At 71.7% G+C, this 16528-nt stretch carries 16 protein-coding genes and 1 pseudogene; 3 read left to right on the top strand and 14 right to left on the bottom strand.

Annotation, left to right across the window (positions count from 1 at the left end; all coding sequences use genetic code 11):
* Nucleotides 1-233: 233 nt before the first annotated feature.
* On the top strand, nucleotides 234-620 hold the full coding sequence (locus ACY0PA_RS39965) for a PPOX class F420-dependent oxidoreductase (RefSeq protein WP_473082236.1): 387 nt from the start codon (nucleotides 234-236) through the stop codon (nucleotides 618-620).
* A 9-nt stretch (nucleotides 621-629) separates the two neighbouring features.
* Here ACY0PA_RS39965 and ACY0PA_RS39970 read toward each other — a convergent pair whose 3' ends face one another.
* From ACY0PA_RS39970 to ACY0PA_RS39995, 6 genes and pseudogenes are all read right to left on the bottom strand, one after another.
* The gene (locus ACY0PA_RS39970; protein WP_473082237.1) at nucleotides 630-1676 is read right to left on the bottom strand and encodes a tetratricopeptide repeat protein; all 1047 of its coding nucleotides are present in this window, start codon (nucleotides 1674-1676) and stop codon (nucleotides 630-632) included.
* A gap of 242 nt (nucleotides 1677-1918) precedes the next feature.
* Nucleotides 1919-2140 (bottom strand): annotated as a pseudogene (locus ACY0PA_RS39975) (esterase); the annotation flags it as partial.
* 102 nt (nucleotides 2141-2242) lie between these two features.
* Entirely contained in the window at nucleotides 2243-2920 is a 678-nt protein-coding gene (locus tag ACY0PA_RS39980) for an AIM24 family protein (RefSeq protein WP_453775952.1), read from the bottom strand.
* A gap of 100 nt (nucleotides 2921-3020) precedes the next feature.
* Nucleotides 3021-3605 (bottom strand): hydrolase, encoded by a 585-nt coding sequence (locus tag ACY0PA_RS39985; RefSeq protein ID WP_473082238.1) that lies wholly within the window; start codon nucleotides 3603-3605, stop codon nucleotides 3021-3023.
* Between the two features lie 54 nt (nucleotides 3606-3659).
* Nucleotides 3660-4124, bottom strand: a complete 465-nt coding sequence (locus ACY0PA_RS39990) for a MarR family winged helix-turn-helix transcriptional regulator (protein ID WP_473082239.1) — start codon at nucleotides 4122-4124, stop codon at nucleotides 3660-3662.
* Nucleotides 4125-4232: 108 nt separating this feature from the next.
* Entirely contained in the window at nucleotides 4233-5669 is a 1437-nt protein-coding gene (locus ACY0PA_RS39995; RefSeq protein WP_473082240.1) for a S1 family peptidase, read from the bottom strand.
* Nucleotides 5670-5928: 259 nt separating this feature from the next.
* Here ACY0PA_RS39995 and ACY0PA_RS40000 point away from each other — a divergent pair, with 259 nt between their 5' ends.
* Complete coding sequence (locus ACY0PA_RS40000) at nucleotides 5929-6426, top strand: peptidylprolyl isomerase (RefSeq protein WP_100593257.1); 498 nt, start codon at nucleotides 5929-5931, stop codon at nucleotides 6424-6426.
* 167 nt (nucleotides 6427-6593) lie between these two features.
* Here the strand turns inward: ACY0PA_RS40000 and ACY0PA_RS40005 are convergent, their stop codons facing one another.
* The 5 genes from ACY0PA_RS40005 to ACY0PA_RS40025 form a co-directional block, all read right to left on the bottom strand.
* Nucleotides 6594-8768 carry an FUSC family protein gene (locus tag ACY0PA_RS40005; protein ID WP_473086583.1) on the bottom strand — a complete coding sequence of 725 codons (2175 nt, stop codon included), beginning with the start codon at nucleotides 8766-8768 and terminating at the stop codon, nucleotides 6594-6596.
* Between the two features lie 210 nt (nucleotides 8769-8978).
* Nucleotides 8979-9542, bottom strand: coding sequence for a GNAT family N-acetyltransferase (locus ACY0PA_RS40010; RefSeq protein ID WP_473082241.1), 564 nt, complete (start codon nucleotides 9540-9542; stop codon nucleotides 8979-8981).
* 158 nt (nucleotides 9543-9700) lie between these two features.
* Nucleotides 9701-10789, bottom strand: a complete 1089-nt coding sequence (gene pstS / locus ACY0PA_RS40015) for a phosphate ABC transporter substrate-binding protein PstS (protein WP_473082242.1) — start codon at nucleotides 10787-10789, stop codon at nucleotides 9701-9703.
* 239 nt (nucleotides 10790-11028) lie between these two features.
* Complete coding sequence (locus ACY0PA_RS40020; protein ID WP_473082243.1) at nucleotides 11029-11817, bottom strand: class II aldolase/adducin family protein; 789 nt, start codon at nucleotides 11815-11817, stop codon at nucleotides 11029-11031.
* On the bottom strand, nucleotides 11814-12794 hold the full coding sequence (locus tag ACY0PA_RS40025; protein WP_473082244.1) for a C-terminal binding protein: 981 nt from the start codon (nucleotides 12792-12794) through the stop codon (nucleotides 11814-11816). Before ACY0PA_RS40025 ends, ACY0PA_RS40020 begins: the two co-directional genes overlap by 4 nt.
* Before the next feature lie 225 nt (nucleotides 12795-13019).
* On the opposite strand from ACY0PA_RS40025, the gene ACY0PA_RS40030 reads away from it, so the two are divergent.
* Complete coding sequence (locus ACY0PA_RS40030; RefSeq protein ID WP_473082245.1) at nucleotides 13020-13916, top strand: Lrp/AsnC family transcriptional regulator; 897 nt, start codon at nucleotides 13020-13022, stop codon at nucleotides 13914-13916.
* A 92-nt stretch (nucleotides 13917-14008) separates the two neighbouring features.
* Here the strand turns inward: ACY0PA_RS40030 and ACY0PA_RS40035 are convergent, their stop codons facing one another.
* The 3 genes from ACY0PA_RS40035 to ACY0PA_RS40045 all read right to left on the bottom strand — a co-directional run bounded on the left by ACY0PA_RS40035 (nucleotide 14009) and on the right by ACY0PA_RS40045 (nucleotide 16424).
* Nucleotides 14009-14464, bottom strand: a complete 456-nt coding sequence (locus tag ACY0PA_RS40035) for a cyclic nucleotide-binding domain-containing protein (RefSeq protein ID WP_473082246.1) — start codon at nucleotides 14462-14464, stop codon at nucleotides 14009-14011.
* A gap of 92 nt (nucleotides 14465-14556) precedes the next feature.
* Nucleotides 14557-15300 carry an ankyrin repeat domain-containing protein gene (locus ACY0PA_RS40040; protein ID WP_473082247.1) on the bottom strand — a complete coding sequence of 248 codons (744 nt, stop codon included), beginning with the start codon at nucleotides 15298-15300 and terminating at the stop codon, nucleotides 14557-14559.
* Between the two features lie 56 nt (nucleotides 15301-15356).
* A complete protein-coding gene (locus ACY0PA_RS40045) occupies nucleotides 15357-16424 on the bottom strand; it encodes a cation diffusion facilitator family transporter (protein WP_473082248.1) in 1068 nt (355 codons plus the stop codon).
* Nucleotides 16425-16528: the final 104 nt, after the last annotated feature.

Raw genomic sequence — 16528 nt, forward strand, 5'->3', positions numbered from 1 at the left:
GCCGAAGGCGTCGGCGCTTCTGGAGTCTCCTGGCCCTGCGCACCCCGATCTGGATGCCATGAGGAGGCGCGCGGCGTGATCATCGTCGGGGGGCGGGCCGTGCTCGGACGCGCGGATCACCGGGATACGAGAAAGCTTCACCTTCTTCACAATTTGTTGCAATGCCCACACCCGGAGTGACGGACGTGACAGGGCCCCGACAGCCGCCCGCCGAGGAGCCGTAGACTCGAGGCATGGACACCACGCGGCTCGCGCGGCTCGGCGCCGGGAAGTACCTGCTGGTCACCAGCTTCCGGAAGAACGGGAGCCCGGTGGCCACCCCCGTCTGGGTGGTCAGGGACGGGTCCGCGCTCGGCGCCTGGACCCCCGCCGACTCATGGAAGGTCAAGCGGATCCGCAATCGCGCGGACGTCCTGGTGGGCCCGTGTGACGCGCGCGGCAACCCGACCGGCGATCAGTCGCCCGCCACGGCGGAGATCTGCTCCCCCGAGGTGACGGCCCGCTATCGCAGCCTGATCGGGAGCAAGTACGGCCTGCTCGGCAAAGTGACGCTGTTCGGCAGCCGCCTGCGCCGCGGCCTCCACGGCACCGTGGGCATCCGCATCACGCTCGACGAGTGACCGAGGCGGTCAGGCCGCTTCACGGTGCCCGGGCCGAAGGGCACCCGGAGTCGTCTCCGCGCGGAACGCGACCACCATCTCCCGCGCGTGCCGCAGCCCGATCCGCTTGAAGTCGGCCTCGAGAACGTCGAGTTCGGCGAGTGTGTCACACCGGTCGCGGCCCAGCCGGGAGCGCGACTTGACCAGCCCCAGCCGGCACAGCGCGACACCGCGCGGCTCGTGCAGATGGCGGAACTCGGCGAGCGTCGACGCATAGGTGTCCCGGGCTGCCTCATAACGCCCGTCCCGGTAAAGGACGTTGGCGCGCATCTTGTGGTTGTACGCGAGGGCGCTCGCCAGATCCATCGCACGGCAGATGCCCTCGGCCTCCGAGAGCAGGGACAACGCCCGGTCGGGTTCGCCCCGGACGGACAGCACATCGGCCACGCCGCGCAGCGACCAGGCGCGGCCCCGCGCGTCGTCCGCCTCGGTGGCCACCCGGACCGACTCCTCGAACAGTTCCAGGGCCTTCGCGTGGTCGCCGGTGTTGCGGTGCATCTGCGCGATGCCGGACATCGCCCAGACCATGTGCCGCGGTTCGCCGTGGGCGCGGCCCTGTTCGAGCAGCTCCTCGTGGAGGGTGGCGACCGCCGCATAGTCGCCCTGGATGCGGCCCGTCTCAGCCAGGCCCGCGAGCGCGTAGCCGTGGGCGAGCCGGTCGTCGCTGTGGGCGGCCAGGGCGACGGCGTGCCCGAGCAGACGCCGGGCCAGGCGCAACGAGCCGCACTGGCGGGCGAGTGTGCCGCCGCTCCACAGCGCCCAGGCCATCGCACCCGTGTGCCCGGCGGTCCGCGCGCTGCGATAGCTGCCCCGCCACGCGTCGCCCGCCTCGCGGACGCGGCCGAGCCGCCGGTTCGCCTCGGCGAGCGCCAGTGCGGCGCGTGCCCGTTCCAGGGGGCCGGCCGCCGTGTCGAGGGACCGGCCCGCCGCCGCGCGCACATCCTCGTAGGAGGAGTTCACTGTGAGGGCCGTGCGCAACTCGCCCTGATACTCAGGGGCGAATGCCTTGCCGTACATGTAGTCGTGTCCCTTCGCCGGTCCCGTCGTGCCGCTGCGTTCTGATCAAGAACGTACGAGCGACGAGGGTCCCGGCGGATCCGTCCACGTATGTGTTGTGCCGTGCGACTTGAGTGCTACTCGACGTCGGCCGGTCATCAAATGGACGTACGGGAAGTACGGAAGGCCGCCCGTCCCCGAGGGGGTGGGGAGGCGGGCGGCCCGGCTTGGACATTCCTTGCCGGCCCTACGCGTTGGCCGCCTTACTCGTCGATCGCCGCGCCGAACATCGCGTCCGCGGAAGGTGCTCCGAGGGAGCCCGCGCCGTAGGTCCATGAGCCGGAGGCCGTGACACCGCCGGAGCCCGCCGAGAACACCCAGACGACCCCGTCGTTCGTGTTTTCGCCCGGCGCCGCGGCGAGCAGGCCGAAGCGGCCGTCGCGGTTCGGGCCGGTGAGGCGGACCTGGCCGCCCCACTGGTCGCCCTCCCGGATGCACGACGGCGAGATCCGGTGGCAGCGCACCGTGGGGTGACGGCTCACCGGATCTCGGGCCGCCACCTCGCAGTGCGCGGGGACCGTGCGGCGTCAGTGCTGCTGGGCCTTCTGCGGAGTCGCCTCGCTGGGACGCACGATGACGTACCCCTCACCTTCCAGCTTCAGCTGGACGGCCTCGCCCGAACCGCCGCGGATCATCGACCCGATGGACTGCGACCGGTGCAGCGAGGTGTGCAGATGGGCGGTCCAGCCCACGACCGCGTCCGTGTCGACGAACACCGGCTGCTGCGGCGAGACCGGGATGACCAGGGGGTTGCCCTCGCAGACGAGCCCCAGCCGGCCCTGCCCGGTGAAGACGCTGTTGAACAGCCCTCCGCCGGATATGCCCGCGCCCTTCACGGTCTTGATCTCGTACGACAGCGTGGAGTCGAAGCACAGGACGTTGCGCCCGTTGACCGTCAGGGCCTCGCCGGCTTCGACGTCGACGATGAAACAGTTCTGCGCCTCGTGCGCGAACCAGGCCTCGCCCTGTCCGCGCACCGTCATCAGGGGCAGGCCCTCGCCCGTGACCGCGCGCTTGAGCATGCCGCCCATGCCCTGGCCCTTGCGCTCGAACTGCAGGTTCCCGCGGTAGGCGATCATCGCGCCCTGGCGGGCCATCATGTCGCCGTCGACGGCATAGCGGATCGACTTGGCGTTCTGTGCGGTCATTCCCGGCGCGGAGGCGGGCTGTACGACGTGCTCGCTGGAAAAGAGATCACCCTTCATGCGGGCATCCTGTCCCGGACGGACCGCTTCCGCCAAGGCCGGGCGGCGCAACGGCCGGAACCCGACCAGCGCGCGGGTGGCCGCCGGCCCAACTCGCTTGTCAGGCGCGGGTCTTTGCCAGGAGTTCGGCGATCTCCTCGGTCGTGCCGGTCTCGCCGAGACGCGGGAAGATCCGCTCGATGCTGTTGTGGTGCGCCTCGACGTCCAGGTCCGTCATCGCGTCGGTGGCCAGGGTGACGTGGTAGCCGTGCTCGTGGGCGGCGCGGGCCGTGGACTCGACGCCGATGCTGGTGGCGACTCCGGTCAGCACGACCTGCGTGATGCCGCGGCGGCGCAGCTGGAGGTCCAGGTCCGTGCCGAAGAAGGCGCCCCAGTTGCGCTTGGTGACCGTGATGTCCTCGGGGTGGCCGGACAGTTCGTCCACGATGACGTCCCAGCCCTCGGGGCGGGCGCCGGTGCGGCCCTGAGTCTCGTTGCGCCCCGGCACGGCGTCCGCTGCGTCGGGGGCGGCGCTGACGCGCACGAGGACGACCGGCAGGCCGTGCGCACGGAAGACATCGGCCAACTCGACCGAGCGGGCGACGACTTCGGGGCCGCTGTACGGAGTCGTGGGTGCGCCGACAATGCCCTTCTGAAGGTCGACGACAACGAGAGCGGTGCGCTCGTCGAGGGTGGTGAGAGCCATGGGGGCCTTTCAGGGTGGATCGATTGCTTCTTTTTTTGGGGGAGGGTGCTCCGGTCAGGCTTCTGTGAGCCGTTCCAGGAGGGTCAGTGCGGTGACGATGGTCTGGCGCTCCTCTTCCGAGTAGCCGTCCTGGAGGGTGCGGGCCAGCCATTCCCCGCGGGCCTGCCGGGTGCCCTCCGCGCTCTCGCGGCCGGCGTCGGTGAGGGTGACCAGCTGGCGGCGGCCGTCCTCGGGGTCGGGCCGGCGCTCGATCAGCCCGCGCTGTTCGAGCGCGGCGAGTGTGGCGGCCATCGACTGCGGCCGAACGCCCTCGGAGGCGGCGAGACCGCTGGCCGTGGCGGCCTCCGCCTTGCTGAGCCGGTTGAGCGCGGAGACCTGGGACGGGGTGAGGTCCTGGCTGTCGGAGACCTCGCGGAGCCGGCGCCGAAGGCGGCTGAACATCACGCGCAGTTCGCGCGCGGCACGGTCCGCGGATTCTGAGATGCCCTCGGCGTGGTCGATGCCCTCGGCGTTGTTCATGCGTCCACGCTAAAACCTTCAGCCCAAGCTGTCCAGTCTGGGCTGAAGACCTGGGGGGGGGTGGGGGTCCGCGGCCCGTGGCGGCCACGCGCGCCGCCGCCACATCACCTAAGACCAGGCCCCGCGCCCCCGCCGTGACAGACGTGACGAACGCATGGAGCGCGCCGCCACCAGGGCGATCAGGCTGCCGCCAATGACCAGCAGGCCCGGGCCGACGCTGCGGGTGTTCACGACCCTGGAGATCGCGACGACCGGGCCGGTGTCAGTGCTGGTTCCCGTGCCGGAGACGGTGCCGTCCCCGGTCTCGGCGGCCTCGCCCATGTTCGTACCAGGACCCGTACCCGTGCCCACTCCCGTACCCGTCCCGCCCCCACCCGGAGCGCCCGCCTCGGAGCCTGCGGGAGGCGCGGCTGAGCCGTCGCCGCCGGGCCGCGCCTGCCCGGAACCGGCCCCCGCCTGCGACCCGTCGTCCCCGGACGCGCCGGCCAGGCGCACGTCGAGGGCCGTCATCGCCGCTCCGACGGGCTGGAAGAACGTCGTGCCCCCGGCATCGCAGTTTCCATTGCCGCCCGACGTCAGGCCCAGGGCGAGCCCGTCGGCGAACAGGGGGCCGCCGCTGTCGCCGGGTTCGGCGCACACCGTGGTCTGGATGAGTCCTGTGACCGTGCCCTCCGGGTAGTTCACTGTCGCGTTCAACGCGGTCACCCGGCCGGAGTGCAACCCCGTGGTGCTGCCGCTGCGGAAGACCCGCTGGCCCACCACGGGATCGGTCGCCCCGGTGATCCGTACGCCACGGCCTCCGCCGATGGCGACGACGTCACTTTCTGCGCGAGGCACCCCATCGTCGTAACGCACGAGGGAGAAGTCGTTCCCGGGGAACGTGCCGCTCACGGTGGTGCCCAGTGCCGTGGCGTCGCCGGGTCGTGCGAACCATGTCGTGCCGACCGGGCCGCAGTGCCCCGCGGTCAGCAGGAACGCGTCACTGCCGTCGGTCACGTCGAAGCCCGCCGAGCAGCGCCCGCCGCTCGCGAAGATCGGCGAGGCGCCGTCGACGCGGGTGGTGAACGTGCCACGGGTCCGCTCCATGCGGACGGACGCGCCGATGGCCTTGGCGACGTCGGCCAGCCGCGACCAGTCGGCGGCGGAGACAGTCGAATCGGCCCGCACCACGACCTCGTTCGAGCCGTAGTCCATCGCCCACGCCGTACCGGCCACGCGGGGCGCCGCCCGCAGCGTCGCGGTGGCCGAGCGCAGGTCGCGCATGCTGTGGCGCACGACCTCGGCCCGCGCCCCGGCCCGCCGCACGTCCGCCGCGGCGCCCGCGTCGGTCACCGCGACCACCGTCCGCCCGTCCGCGCCGAGCCAGCTGCCCGCCGTACGGGCGGTGCCGAGCTGCGTCACCAGCCGTTCGCCCACCGGTACGGGCGGACGGGAGGCGCCGGGTTCGCTCGCTATCGCGTGCGTGACCAGCAGGCTTCCGCAGAGCAGGCCGCCGACGGCAGCAAGGCGCGTGATCCGCCGGGCGGTGCGTCGCGCATGCCTCATCCAGACTCCCCAACGTGCGAAACGGCGTACGGACAACAGGTCAACGACCTTGAGGGGAAAGGGCGTTGAGAGCGCCGACCGGCCCGTCCCCTCGCTTCACGTACGTACGGGCGGGGCGCCTCGTTCAGCGGGGAGCTGCCCGGCCGCCGGGCCGTCGCCGACGCGGGGGCGGGCCGAACGAGTGGACGCGCGGCCCGAGGGACCTGCGAAAGCCCGGCCCGAGGAGCGCACGGGCCACGGGGAGTGCAAGGATGTCGCCATGGCAATCAAGGCATATTTCGACATCACCATCGACGACAAGCCCGCCGGGCGCATCAGCTTCAACCTCTTCGACGACGTCGTCCCGAAGACGGTGGAGAACTTCCGCGCCCTGGCCACGGGCGAGAAGGGCTACGGCTACGCGGGGTCGTCGTTCCACCGCATCATCCCGCAGTTCATGCTCCAGGGCGGCGACTTCACCGCCGGCAACGGCACGGGCGGCAAGAGCATCTACGGCGAGAAGTTCGCCGACGAGAACTTCCAGCTCAAGCACACCAAGCCGGGCCTGCTCTCCATGGCCAACGCGGGCCCGAACACGAACGGCTCGCAGTTCTTCATCACCACGATCGTGACCGACTGGCTCGACGGCAAGCACGTCGTGTTCGGTGAGGTCGCCGACGAGTCCAGCATGGAGCTCGTCAAGAAGATCGAGGGCCTCGGCTCCCGCAGCGGCGCGCCCTCGGCGAAGGTCACCATCTCCGAGTCCGGCGTTCTCTAGCCTCCGGAGCGACGCCTGACCGCCGGCCACTCGAAAGCCGGCGGACGGACACCGTCGACGGGCCGGGGCAGTCGATCAGGCCGCCCCGGCCCTCTCCCTTCCCGCCTTCCTGAAAAAACGCCTCACTCCGCAACGCCTCACCCCGCAGCGGCTCACCCCGCGGCGCCTCAGCGCCGGCGCCCCGCGACCGGCACATCGAGCGGCCGGGCGAGACCCACGACCCCCTCGTCGAGGCGCTGAAGATGCCGCAGCACGCGGAAGGTGACCGTGCCCGAGCGCAGCGCCCCCGTCCCGTCCACCTCCAGCATCGAGGCGATGCTCGCGCCCGCCTCGACCTCCCCGCCGGTCCCCTCGTCCCGCACCTGCGCGTCGATCACGTCGATGTTGTGCGCGATACGCACCCCGGCCCGCTCGAGCCGCGGATCCGCCGCGATGGTCTTGCTGTACGGCACGAGCTCGGCCGTCGCCGCCAGGGAACGGGCGTGATAGGCGCAGGTCTCCAGGAGCGCCACCAGATAGCGGGCCGTCTGCCTCCGCACCCGTAGCGGCGTGATCGGGTGCGTCAGCGGCTTCGTGGAGGCGCGCAGATCGTCCAGCGCCGTGTCCAGGTCCCGCGCCTTGTCGAGGAGATCGACCGCGGGCCCGCCGCTGAGCTGCTCCACCGCGGCCGACACGACGTCACCGAGCCTGACCAGGACCGTACTGAGGAGTTCGTCGGTACGGCGGTCCGTGTGCACGGGCAGCACGAGCACCGCCGCGATAATGCCGCACGCGGCGCCGAGCGCCGTCTCCTCGATCCGCAGGACGAGCACGTCCAGGCTGTACGTGTTGAGGAGTGTGTAGAGCAGGCCCAGCATCGCGGTGACGAAGAACGACATCAGGGCGTACGACAGCGGCGCCGTGAAGAACATCGCGAAGATGAAGACCAGGACGAGGGCGAACGCCGTCCACGTGTGGTTGCCGACCACGCTCGCGAGCGCGACACCGGCGACCACGCCGAACACCGTGCCGAGGAGCCGGCGGTAGCCCTTGACCAGGATCTCGCCCGTGGACGCGGTGTTGAGGAAGACCACCCAGCACGTCAGGACCGCCCAGTACCAGCGCTGACTGGAGAGGAACTCGCCGCCGACGATGGCCAGCGACGAGCCCACCGCGACCTGGAACGCGGCCCGCGTGGTGGGCCGCTGGAGCCCGCTGCGGTCGTCCTTGTCGTCCTCGTCCTGCTCGGAGCTGGTGATCGCGAGGTCCTCGGCGTCGAGTTCCTCGCGGGAGCGCGTCGTCGCCGGGGAGTCGTCAGACTCGTCCTGCGGCCCGTCGAGGGCGACCCGCAGGCCCATGACGGCGCGCGCCGCCTCACCGATCCCGCGGAAGACGTCCTGCACGGCGGCAGAGCCGCGCGGCAGATTGTCCTCGTCGCGGTAGGCGAGCAGCCGGTTGCGCAGGTGCGCGACAGCCGTCCCGCGGTTGCCCGTCACCGGGCGGGCGACGAGCAGGTGCAGAGCGCCCAGGTCGCGGCGCAGGGTCGCGGTCGCGTCGCCGTCGGCGTACAGGCGCTTCGACGGCTCCGGCACGGGCGCGTGCGGCAGATGCAGGGTGAGGGTGTCGGCACGCTCGGCACTGCGGGCGTTGAGCAGCAGGACGCCGAGCCGTTCGGCCGCGATCTCGGCATCGGCGACCCTGCGTTGTACGAGGGCGGCCGTGGCCGAGTCCCGGGTGCCTTCCTCCAGGCGGCCCTGGATCATCATCGCCGTCTCGTGCAGCCGTGCGGTGCCCCGCCGCAGGTCGTCGAGGACCTTCTCCAGCTGGTCCGGTTCGGCATCGAGCAGTTCCGCCTGCGTGTCCACCAGTTGCGCGAGCCGCGCCCTGAACGCGTCACGCAGCCGGCCGAGCACGCGCTCCGGTGTCTCCGGTACGACGGCGAAGCGCACGACCGCGCTGCACGCGAAGGCGACGGCCAGCGTCGCGTACAGCCGTGGCAGCGACGACACCGTCGCGCTCACGAACAGGGAGACGAAGTAGATCTGAAAGCCGATCAGGCCCAGCGCGGTGCCGCGGTCCCCGAAGCGGCGGCTGTAGACGGCGCCGAAGATCAGGGCGATGAAGAAGAGATCACCCGCGACGACCCGGTTGTGCAGCAGCGCGGCCAGCGACACCGCCGCAAGCGCCACGGGCAGACCGAGGGCGACGGTGACGGCCTGGCCGCGTACGTCCTTCTCCTTGATCGCGAACGTGGCCACCATCGCGGCCATGGCGCCGGCGACCATGTGCGTCACATCGGTGTGGAACGCCGCGAGAACGGCCAGGGTGAGCGCGATCGCGCCGACCGTCCGCAGTCCCGCCATCAGCCGCAGCAGCCCCGGATCGGACGCCACGAACCGGTCCCACGTGCCCCCGATCTCCGTCACCCGTGTCACTGCCCTCACTCTGGCGCACTCTCCTGATCCAGCCATGATCCGCGGACGCCTCAGCATCCCATGCGCGTCAACAGCGTTCCGAGGCCGGTCGCAGGAGGTGGGAGGCGGTACGGGACCGCGTGGGGGAGAGGAGGGCGCTTACCTCAGGGGCCTGCGCACCCACAGCTGTTTGTCGCGCGCTCCGGGCGCGTCGCCGGGGTCCGATGTGCCGAGATTCAGCCAGCCCCAGGAGCGCAGCAGCGTGGAGCCCGTCGCCTCGGGGCCTGCGGGGTCCGGCAGGTCCACCGCGGCGACGATCAGATCGGTGTCGTGGCGCGCGAGGAGCCGTACCTGAAGGTCCGTCGCGACGCCGTGGCGCCGATGGGCGGGCAGCACCATCAGTTCGGCGAGGACGAAGGCCCGGCCGGACGCGGTCAGTTCCTCGAACTCGGTCGGCAGGTCACCCCGGAAGCCCGCCCACCAGTCACCGGCGCGGTCGGCCCGGAACCCGTACACGCAGCCGACGAGGCCGCCCGAGTCGGCCGCCACCATGTCGAAGTCGGGACGCCGGCCGTGCCTCTCGAAGCGGGTCAGGAACCCCTGCCGGTCGCGGTACTCGGCCCCCGCGGCCCCGTGGTACGCCGAGACATACACGTCAGCGACGGCGTCTCGCTGCTGCTCCGCCTGCCACCGGGACAGCCGCCGCAAGTACACCTGAGCCATATGAGCCTCCCGTCAGGCCGCGGGACATGCCCGGGCTCAGCATGGTGACACTCACGGGCGACGAGGGGAACGGGGCGTCAGGCACTGCCGCGCGAACTCCCGGTGACCTCAGGGTACTTGGGGTCAAGTGCGCTTGGACGGCGCGGTCCTTGCGGCCGTCAGGACAGGGACCGCACGGTCTCCCGCACCTGGGTCGCGACCGTGTCCGGAAGCGGCGCGTAGTGGATCCGGGTCAGCGCCTGCTGGCCCTCGTCGCTCGCGGTGTAGGTCAGAAAGGACTTGAGCGCGGGGAGTGTGGCGGCCCGGTTGCCCTTGTCGCACACGATCTCGTACGTGACCAGGACGATCGGGTACGCCCCCGTGGCCGAGTGACCGTAGCGGAACTTCAGCGACATGTCCTTGCCCTCGCCCGCGACACGCGCCGCGGCGATTCCCGCGGACGCGGACTCCGGCGACGGGGCGACGGGCTCCGCCGTGCCCGTGTCGATGCTGACAGTCGGTACCTGGCTGCTCGCCGCGAAGGACAGCTCGAAGTAACCGATCGACCCGTACGAGGAGTTGACCTGCGAGACGACACCGCTGGAGCCGTTCGCCGAGCCGCCGCCCCTGCCCTGCCACGACTTCTCCGCCGAGTAGGGCCATGCGGCCGGGGCGGCTCCCGCGAGGTAGGCCTGCAGGTTCTGCGTCGTGCCCGAGTCGTCCGAGCGGTGCACCGGGCGGATGCGGGTGGAGGGCAGTTTCGCGCCGGGGTTGAGCGCGCGGATCTCCGGGGCGTCCCAGGAGACGATCCGGGTGTCGAAGATCTTGGCGAGGGTCGCGGCGTCGAGGACCAGGTCGTCGACGCCGGGCAGGTTGTAGCCGACCGCGATGGGGCCGCCCGCCATGGGCAGGTTGATGGCCCGGCCCCCGGTGCACGTCTGCTTCGACAGCTCGACCTCTTCGGGCTTCAGCGCGCTGTCCGAGCCGCCGAACGCGGTCGCGCCGCGCAGGAACTGGGCGGCGCCGGCGCCCGATCCGAGCGGGTTGTACGCGATCTGGACGCCGGAGCAGGCGCGCTGGTACTGGTCGATCCAGTACTTCATCACGTTCTGCTGGGCGGTCGAACCCGAGCCGGGAACCTGGCTCTTGCCCGCGCAGTCGATGTCGGCCACGGGGGAGGCGCCGGCCGGGGACGCTGCGTCGTCGGAGTCACCCGGGCCGCCCGCGCCGCACCCCGCGAGCAGGAGCAGGGCCGCGAGCGAAGCCACGCCGGCCGGAGCGCTCCGCTTGATCACACGTCTGGCACGGGCGCTCTGCACTGTCGTTCCCCCTGGTGAAACCGCGATCGGAAGAACAGATGCTTTCCGACCACGCCGGTCGCGGGGTGACGTACGGGTGAACTCCAGGCGAATCACCACCGTACGAAGGGCGAGCGGGGCACTTGGTTTCCGCTCAGTCCTTGCCCAGTCCTTGCCCAGCCCTTGCCCAGCCCTTGTTCAGTCCTTGTTCAGTCCTTGTAGTCGGGCGCGATCCGGTCGAGCAGGCGCAGCATCGCCGCCCACGCCAGCTCGTACGCGTCGTCGTCCTGGAAGTCCGCGTCGGCCTCCGCCTCGCCCGCGAGCTGCCGGGCGGTGTACTCGCACACCTTTGGCGACGGCACGGTCAGCGGGACGCCGCCCGCCTGTGCGGTGACCTGTATCTCGCAGGCCTTCTCCAGGTAGTACATGCGCAGGAACGCCTGGGCCGCGCTCCCGCCGACGGTGAGCAGGCCGTGGTTGCGCAGGATCAGCGCGGGGTGGCCGCCGATGTCGTCGACGAGGCGCTTCTGCTCGTCCAGGTTGAGCGCCACGCCCTCGTAGTCGTGGTAGCCGACCCGGTTGTGGAACTCCATCGACATCTGGTTCAGCGGCAGCAGCCCGCCCTGCTGTGCGGCGACGGCGCAGCCCGCCTTGGTGTGCGTGTGCAGGACGCAGTGGGCGTCCTCGCGGGCGGCGTGGATCGCGCTGTGGATGACGAACCCGGCCGGGTTGACCGGATAGGGGGTCGGCTCGACCGGGTTCCCGGACAGGTCGATCTTGACCAGGTTGGAGGCGGTGATCTCCTCGAAGAGCAGCCCGTACGGGTTGATCAGGAAGTGGTGGTCCGGGCCCGGCAGGCGCAGCGAGATGTGCGTGAAGATCAGGTCGGTCATGCGGAAGTGGGCCACGAGCCGGTAGACGGCGGCGAGTTCGCGGCGCAGCCGCAGTTCCGTCTGCGCGGCGTCCTGATCGGCGGCAGGGGTCAGCAGGTCGGTCACGAGACGGCTCCTTCGAGGGTCGGGTCGACCACGGGCGTGAGCGGGCGGCCGGTGCGGTGCCAGGCGATGACGTTCTCGGCGGGCGCGCACACGTACGCGCGCTGCGAGGCGTCGGACAGGAACGCGCTGTGCGGGGAGAGCTGGATGCGTGGGTGGGTGCGCAACGGGTCGTCGGCGGGCGGGGGTTCGACCGGGAACACGTCGAGCGCGGCCCCGGTGAGGTGCCCGCTGTCCAGCGCGCGCAGGAGAGCGTCGGGGTCGACGAGTTCACCGCGCGAGACGTTCACGAGGAACGAGCCCGGCCGCATCCGGGCGAGCAGGGCCTCGTCCGCGAGACCGTGGGTCTGCGGGGTGAGGGGGGTGTGCAGGGACAGCACGTCGGCGCGGCTCACCAGCTCGTCGAGGCCGAGCCGGTCGACCTCGGGCGGCCAGCCGGCCGGGTCGGCGTGCGGGTCGAAGGCGGCCACGCGGCCGAAGACGGGTGCCGCCATCCGCGCCAGGGCGCGGGCGATACGGCCGAACCCGACCAGGCCGAGCGTCAACTCGCCGGCCCGGCGTGGCAGTTCACCGAACTCCGTGTTCCATCCGCCGGTCCGCACCGTGGCGTCGGCGTGCGGCAGGTGGCGTACGAGGGAGAGGGTGGCGGCGAGTGCGTGCACGGCGACGTCCTCGGTGGCCGCGTGCGGCAGGTTGCTCACCCACAGGCCGCGCCGGCGGGCCTCGGCGGTGTCCACCATGTCGTAACCGGCGGACATCGTGGCCAGCATGCGCACCGTCGGCAGCCGGTCCAGGAGGGTCGCTTCCACCGGGGCGTAGCCGACGATCAAGGCCTCGGCGTCGTGCGCGGCAGCCGCGATCCTGGCGGGGTCGCGGCTCCCGACCACGCGGACCTCGAAGCCCGCGTCGCGCAGCAGGCGCGCGCCCGGCTCGACATCCAGCTCCTCGGGGTCGGTGAAGACCACCACCGGCTGACCCATCGCATTCTCCCCACGCTTGGAGCGACGACCTCAGGGCGACGAATGATTCGTCGGTCGCTTCGGTGTTGAAGTTACGTTTCGTCTTCCATAATTGTCCAGTCCGCATGAGACGGGCGTCTGTGAGGGGCGTCACGGGTGTCCGGCACCCGTGTCCCTCGTGGTCGACAATGGGCGCCGACCCCGGGTGCGGCCGTACCCGGGCAGCCGAGCTGAGGGGAAGCCCCGGTGGACCTGGACCACATCGACCTCGCCGTCGTCCGCGAGCTGCAGGCGGACGGCCGCCTGACGTACGAGACGCTGGCGCAGCGGGTCGGCCTCTCCCGGCCCGCCACCCGGGCCCGCGTCCAGCGGCTGCTCGAGGGCGGCGGTGTGCGTGTGGTGGCCGTCGTGCACCCCGCCGTCCGGGGTCTGACGGCGTCGGCGCATCTGTCGATCGGCGTCCGCGGACCGGCCGGGCCCGTGGCGCGCGCCATCGCCGCCATGCCCGAGGCCCCGTTCGTCACGCTGACCGCCGGCGGCTACGCGGTCATGGCCGAGCTGCGTACGAAGGGAATCGCCGATCTGGACCGGGCGATCGAACGCGTCCGCTCCCTGCCCGGCGTCGACGTCGTGAACCCGCTGATCTCCACCCGCCACCTCAAGGACCCGTATCTGCTCGCGGGGGACCCTGCCGTCACGGAACTCGACGAGACCGACCAGCTCGTCCTGCGCGAGCTGGAGGCTGACGGCCGCCTCCCGTTCGCCGAGCTCGCCGAGCGGGTCGGCCTCTCGGCCGGGGCGGCCCGCGCGCGCACGCTCCGGCTCCTCGACGGCGGCGTCGCGAAGGTCCTCGCGCTGGTGCGCCCGGAACTCCTCGGTCTCGGCATCCTCTGCGGCTTCGCCGTGCGCGTCGAGGCGGAGCGGGACGAGGTCGCGGCCCGCCTCGCCGACCGCGAGCAGGTCTCCTTCCTGTCCTCCTGCATGGGCCGCGCGGACCTGGTCGGCACGATCACGGTGGAATCCCTCGCGGCGATCCGGACGGCCGTCGAGGACATGCGGGCCGTGAAGGGCGTGCGCGCGGTGGAGAGCTGGGTGCACCTGGAACTCATCAAGGAGCGCTACGAGGATCCGGCGGCCAAATGAGTCGCCGGGAGTGGGGGCAGTCAACAGATGCGACAGGCTCTTATCGAGGCGTTCACAGTCGGCTTGAGGTACTCAAGGGCGCGGAGCGGCCGTCAGATCGGCTGCGTCCGGTGGATGGTGTACTGCTCCATGAGCTTGGCGCGGGTCGCCCCGAGCCGGTACGCCAGGATCTCGGCGACGGTACGGATCAGGGTCATGCCCAGCGCGGGATCGGCCTCGCAGAGATTGCGCACCGCCTTCGCGTCGAACTCGTAGGCACGCACAGGACTGAACGCCTCGGCCCCGAAGTCCCACCTGTGCGGCGGGAACAGCCATGACCAGCCGAGCAGATCACCCGAGCCCAGCGAGGCGACAGTCACCTTCCTGTGCTCGGTGACCTGCTGGTCCAGAGAGACCGCGCCCGAGCGCACGACCCAGAACCGGTCGGCGATGTGGCCCTCCTCGAAGATCCGCTCGTCCTCGTCGAACGACACCTCCTTGGCGAGCGTCATCAGCCGCTCCCGGTGCTCGTGAGGAAGGGCGGTCAGCAGTCGCGTCGCGTTCGTCATGGAACAGGCCTCCTCGCCGAGGTTCCCCAACCTCCATTGGAGCCGCCACGGGCCGATTGAGCACCCCGGGAGCGGCACCGAATTCTCACGGATTACGTGGTGTCACCCGCCGGCTTCGCTGCGACAGCGGAAAGCCACGCGACGACGTCCGTGGCTTCCTGCTCGCGCGCGACGTCCAGAGGCGTCTTGTCGCCGTAGCCGACCCGGCCGGGATCCGCCCCCCGCTCGTACAGGTACTGGGCGGTGGCCAGGCGGCCGCCGTGACAGGCGCACCAGAACGCGTCGGCCACCTCCTCCGGCGTCGGCGGTTCCCCGGCGGTCGCCCGGGCCCTGACCCGGTCGATCAGGCCGAGCGACGCGGCCTCCTCGAACGTGACGTGGGCGCCGTGCTCCACCAGCCGGAACGCGGCGCGCCACTGCCCGAAGGCGCAGGCGTCGGCGAGGGGCGTGCCGTTGCCGATCACCGCGCCGGGCGCCTCGATGTCCGCGCCGGCCGCGACGAGGGCGTCGACGGCGGCGACGTCGTCATTGCTCGCCGCCCAGTGCAGGGGCGTCTCGGTGTGTGCGCCGGAGAAACGCGCGTCGGGGTCCGCTCCGGCCTCCACCAGGGCGGCGATGACCTGGGCGCCGTTGGGAAAATGGCCGGGCCAGTCGGTCGCGATGTGCAGCAGTGTGCGGATCCCGGAGCAGTCCGGGCGGGCGGTCTCCGCGATCGCGGCGGAGGCCAGCCCCGGGTGTTCGGCGATCAGGTGGCGCAGGGCCGGTACGTCGCCCTGGCGGATCGCCGCCGTGACCGCGACGGCGATCGGGTCCTGCGAGTCGAGCGTGGTCGTCATGGGGGTGCCTTCTGCCGTGAGTGCTCTGTTGACCAGGAGGCGCAGTACCACGGCCTTTACGCGGCGTGGTGGGCGAGTGCCGCGTGCGGGTCGGGCACGCCGGGGGCGGGCGCCGGGTCGGCGTGCACCAGAGCGCCGGTGAGCTTGGGGACGGCGTGCAGCAGGGTGTGCTCCGCGGCGACCGCGACCTCGTGGGCGGCCCGCACGCTGAGGGCGCCGTCGACGACGATGGCCACCTCGGCGCGTAGCCGGTGCCCGATCCAGCGCATCCGCAGCTCGTTGACGGCCAGCACTCCGGGTACGTGCCCCAGGGCGTGCTCGGCGCTGTCCACGACGGCCGGGTCGACGGCGTCCATCACCCGCCGGAAGACCTCACGGCAGGCGTCGCGCAGCACGAGAAGGATGGCGGCGGTGATGGCCAGCCCCACGATCGGGTCGGCGAGCCGCCAGCCGACGGCGGTGCCGCCCGCCCCGATGAGAACGGCGAGCGAGGTGAACCCGTCCGTACGTGCGTGCAGTCCGTCGGCGACCAGCGCCGCTGAACCGATGTCACGGCCGACGCGGATGCGGTAGCGGGCGACCCATTCGTTGCCGAGGAACCCGATTACGGCGGCCGCGGCCACGGCCGGCAGATACGTGATGCCGCGCGGATTGACGAGCCGGTCGACGGCCGTCCACGCGGCGAACACGGCGGAGGCGGCGATGGTCAGGACGATGACGAGCCCGGCGATGTCCTCGGCGCGCCCGTATCCGTAGGTGAAGCGGCGGTTGGCGGCCCGGCGGCCCAGGACGAAGGCGACGCCGAGCGGCAGGGCGGTGAGGGCGTCCGCCGCGTTGTGGACCGTGTCGCCGAGCAGCGCGACCGAACCCGAGAGCACGACGACGACCGCCTGGGCCGCCGCGGTCACGCCCAGTACGGCCATCGAGATCCACAGGGCGCGCAGGCCCCGGGCCGAGGCTTCGAGCGCCCGGTCGGTCTTGTCGGCGGTCTCGTGGGAGTGGGGGGTGAGGACGTGCGCGAGCCGGTGCCGCCACCGGGCCGCTCCTGATACGTGGCCGTGGTCGTGCTCGTGGCCGTGGTGATGCGTGCCGTCGTGGGGTGCGTGTCCGTGCTGAGGGCTCAAGGGTCGGGCCTTCCTGGACTGGGGCGGAGGGCGAAGGCCGCGGGGACCGGGGCCGAGGTGGACACCGGAAGGCGTCCCGTTCCATTATGTGCGTATGAGCGCAC

It is taken from the genome of Streptomyces sp. DS1-CR2 (assembly GCF_055760475.1).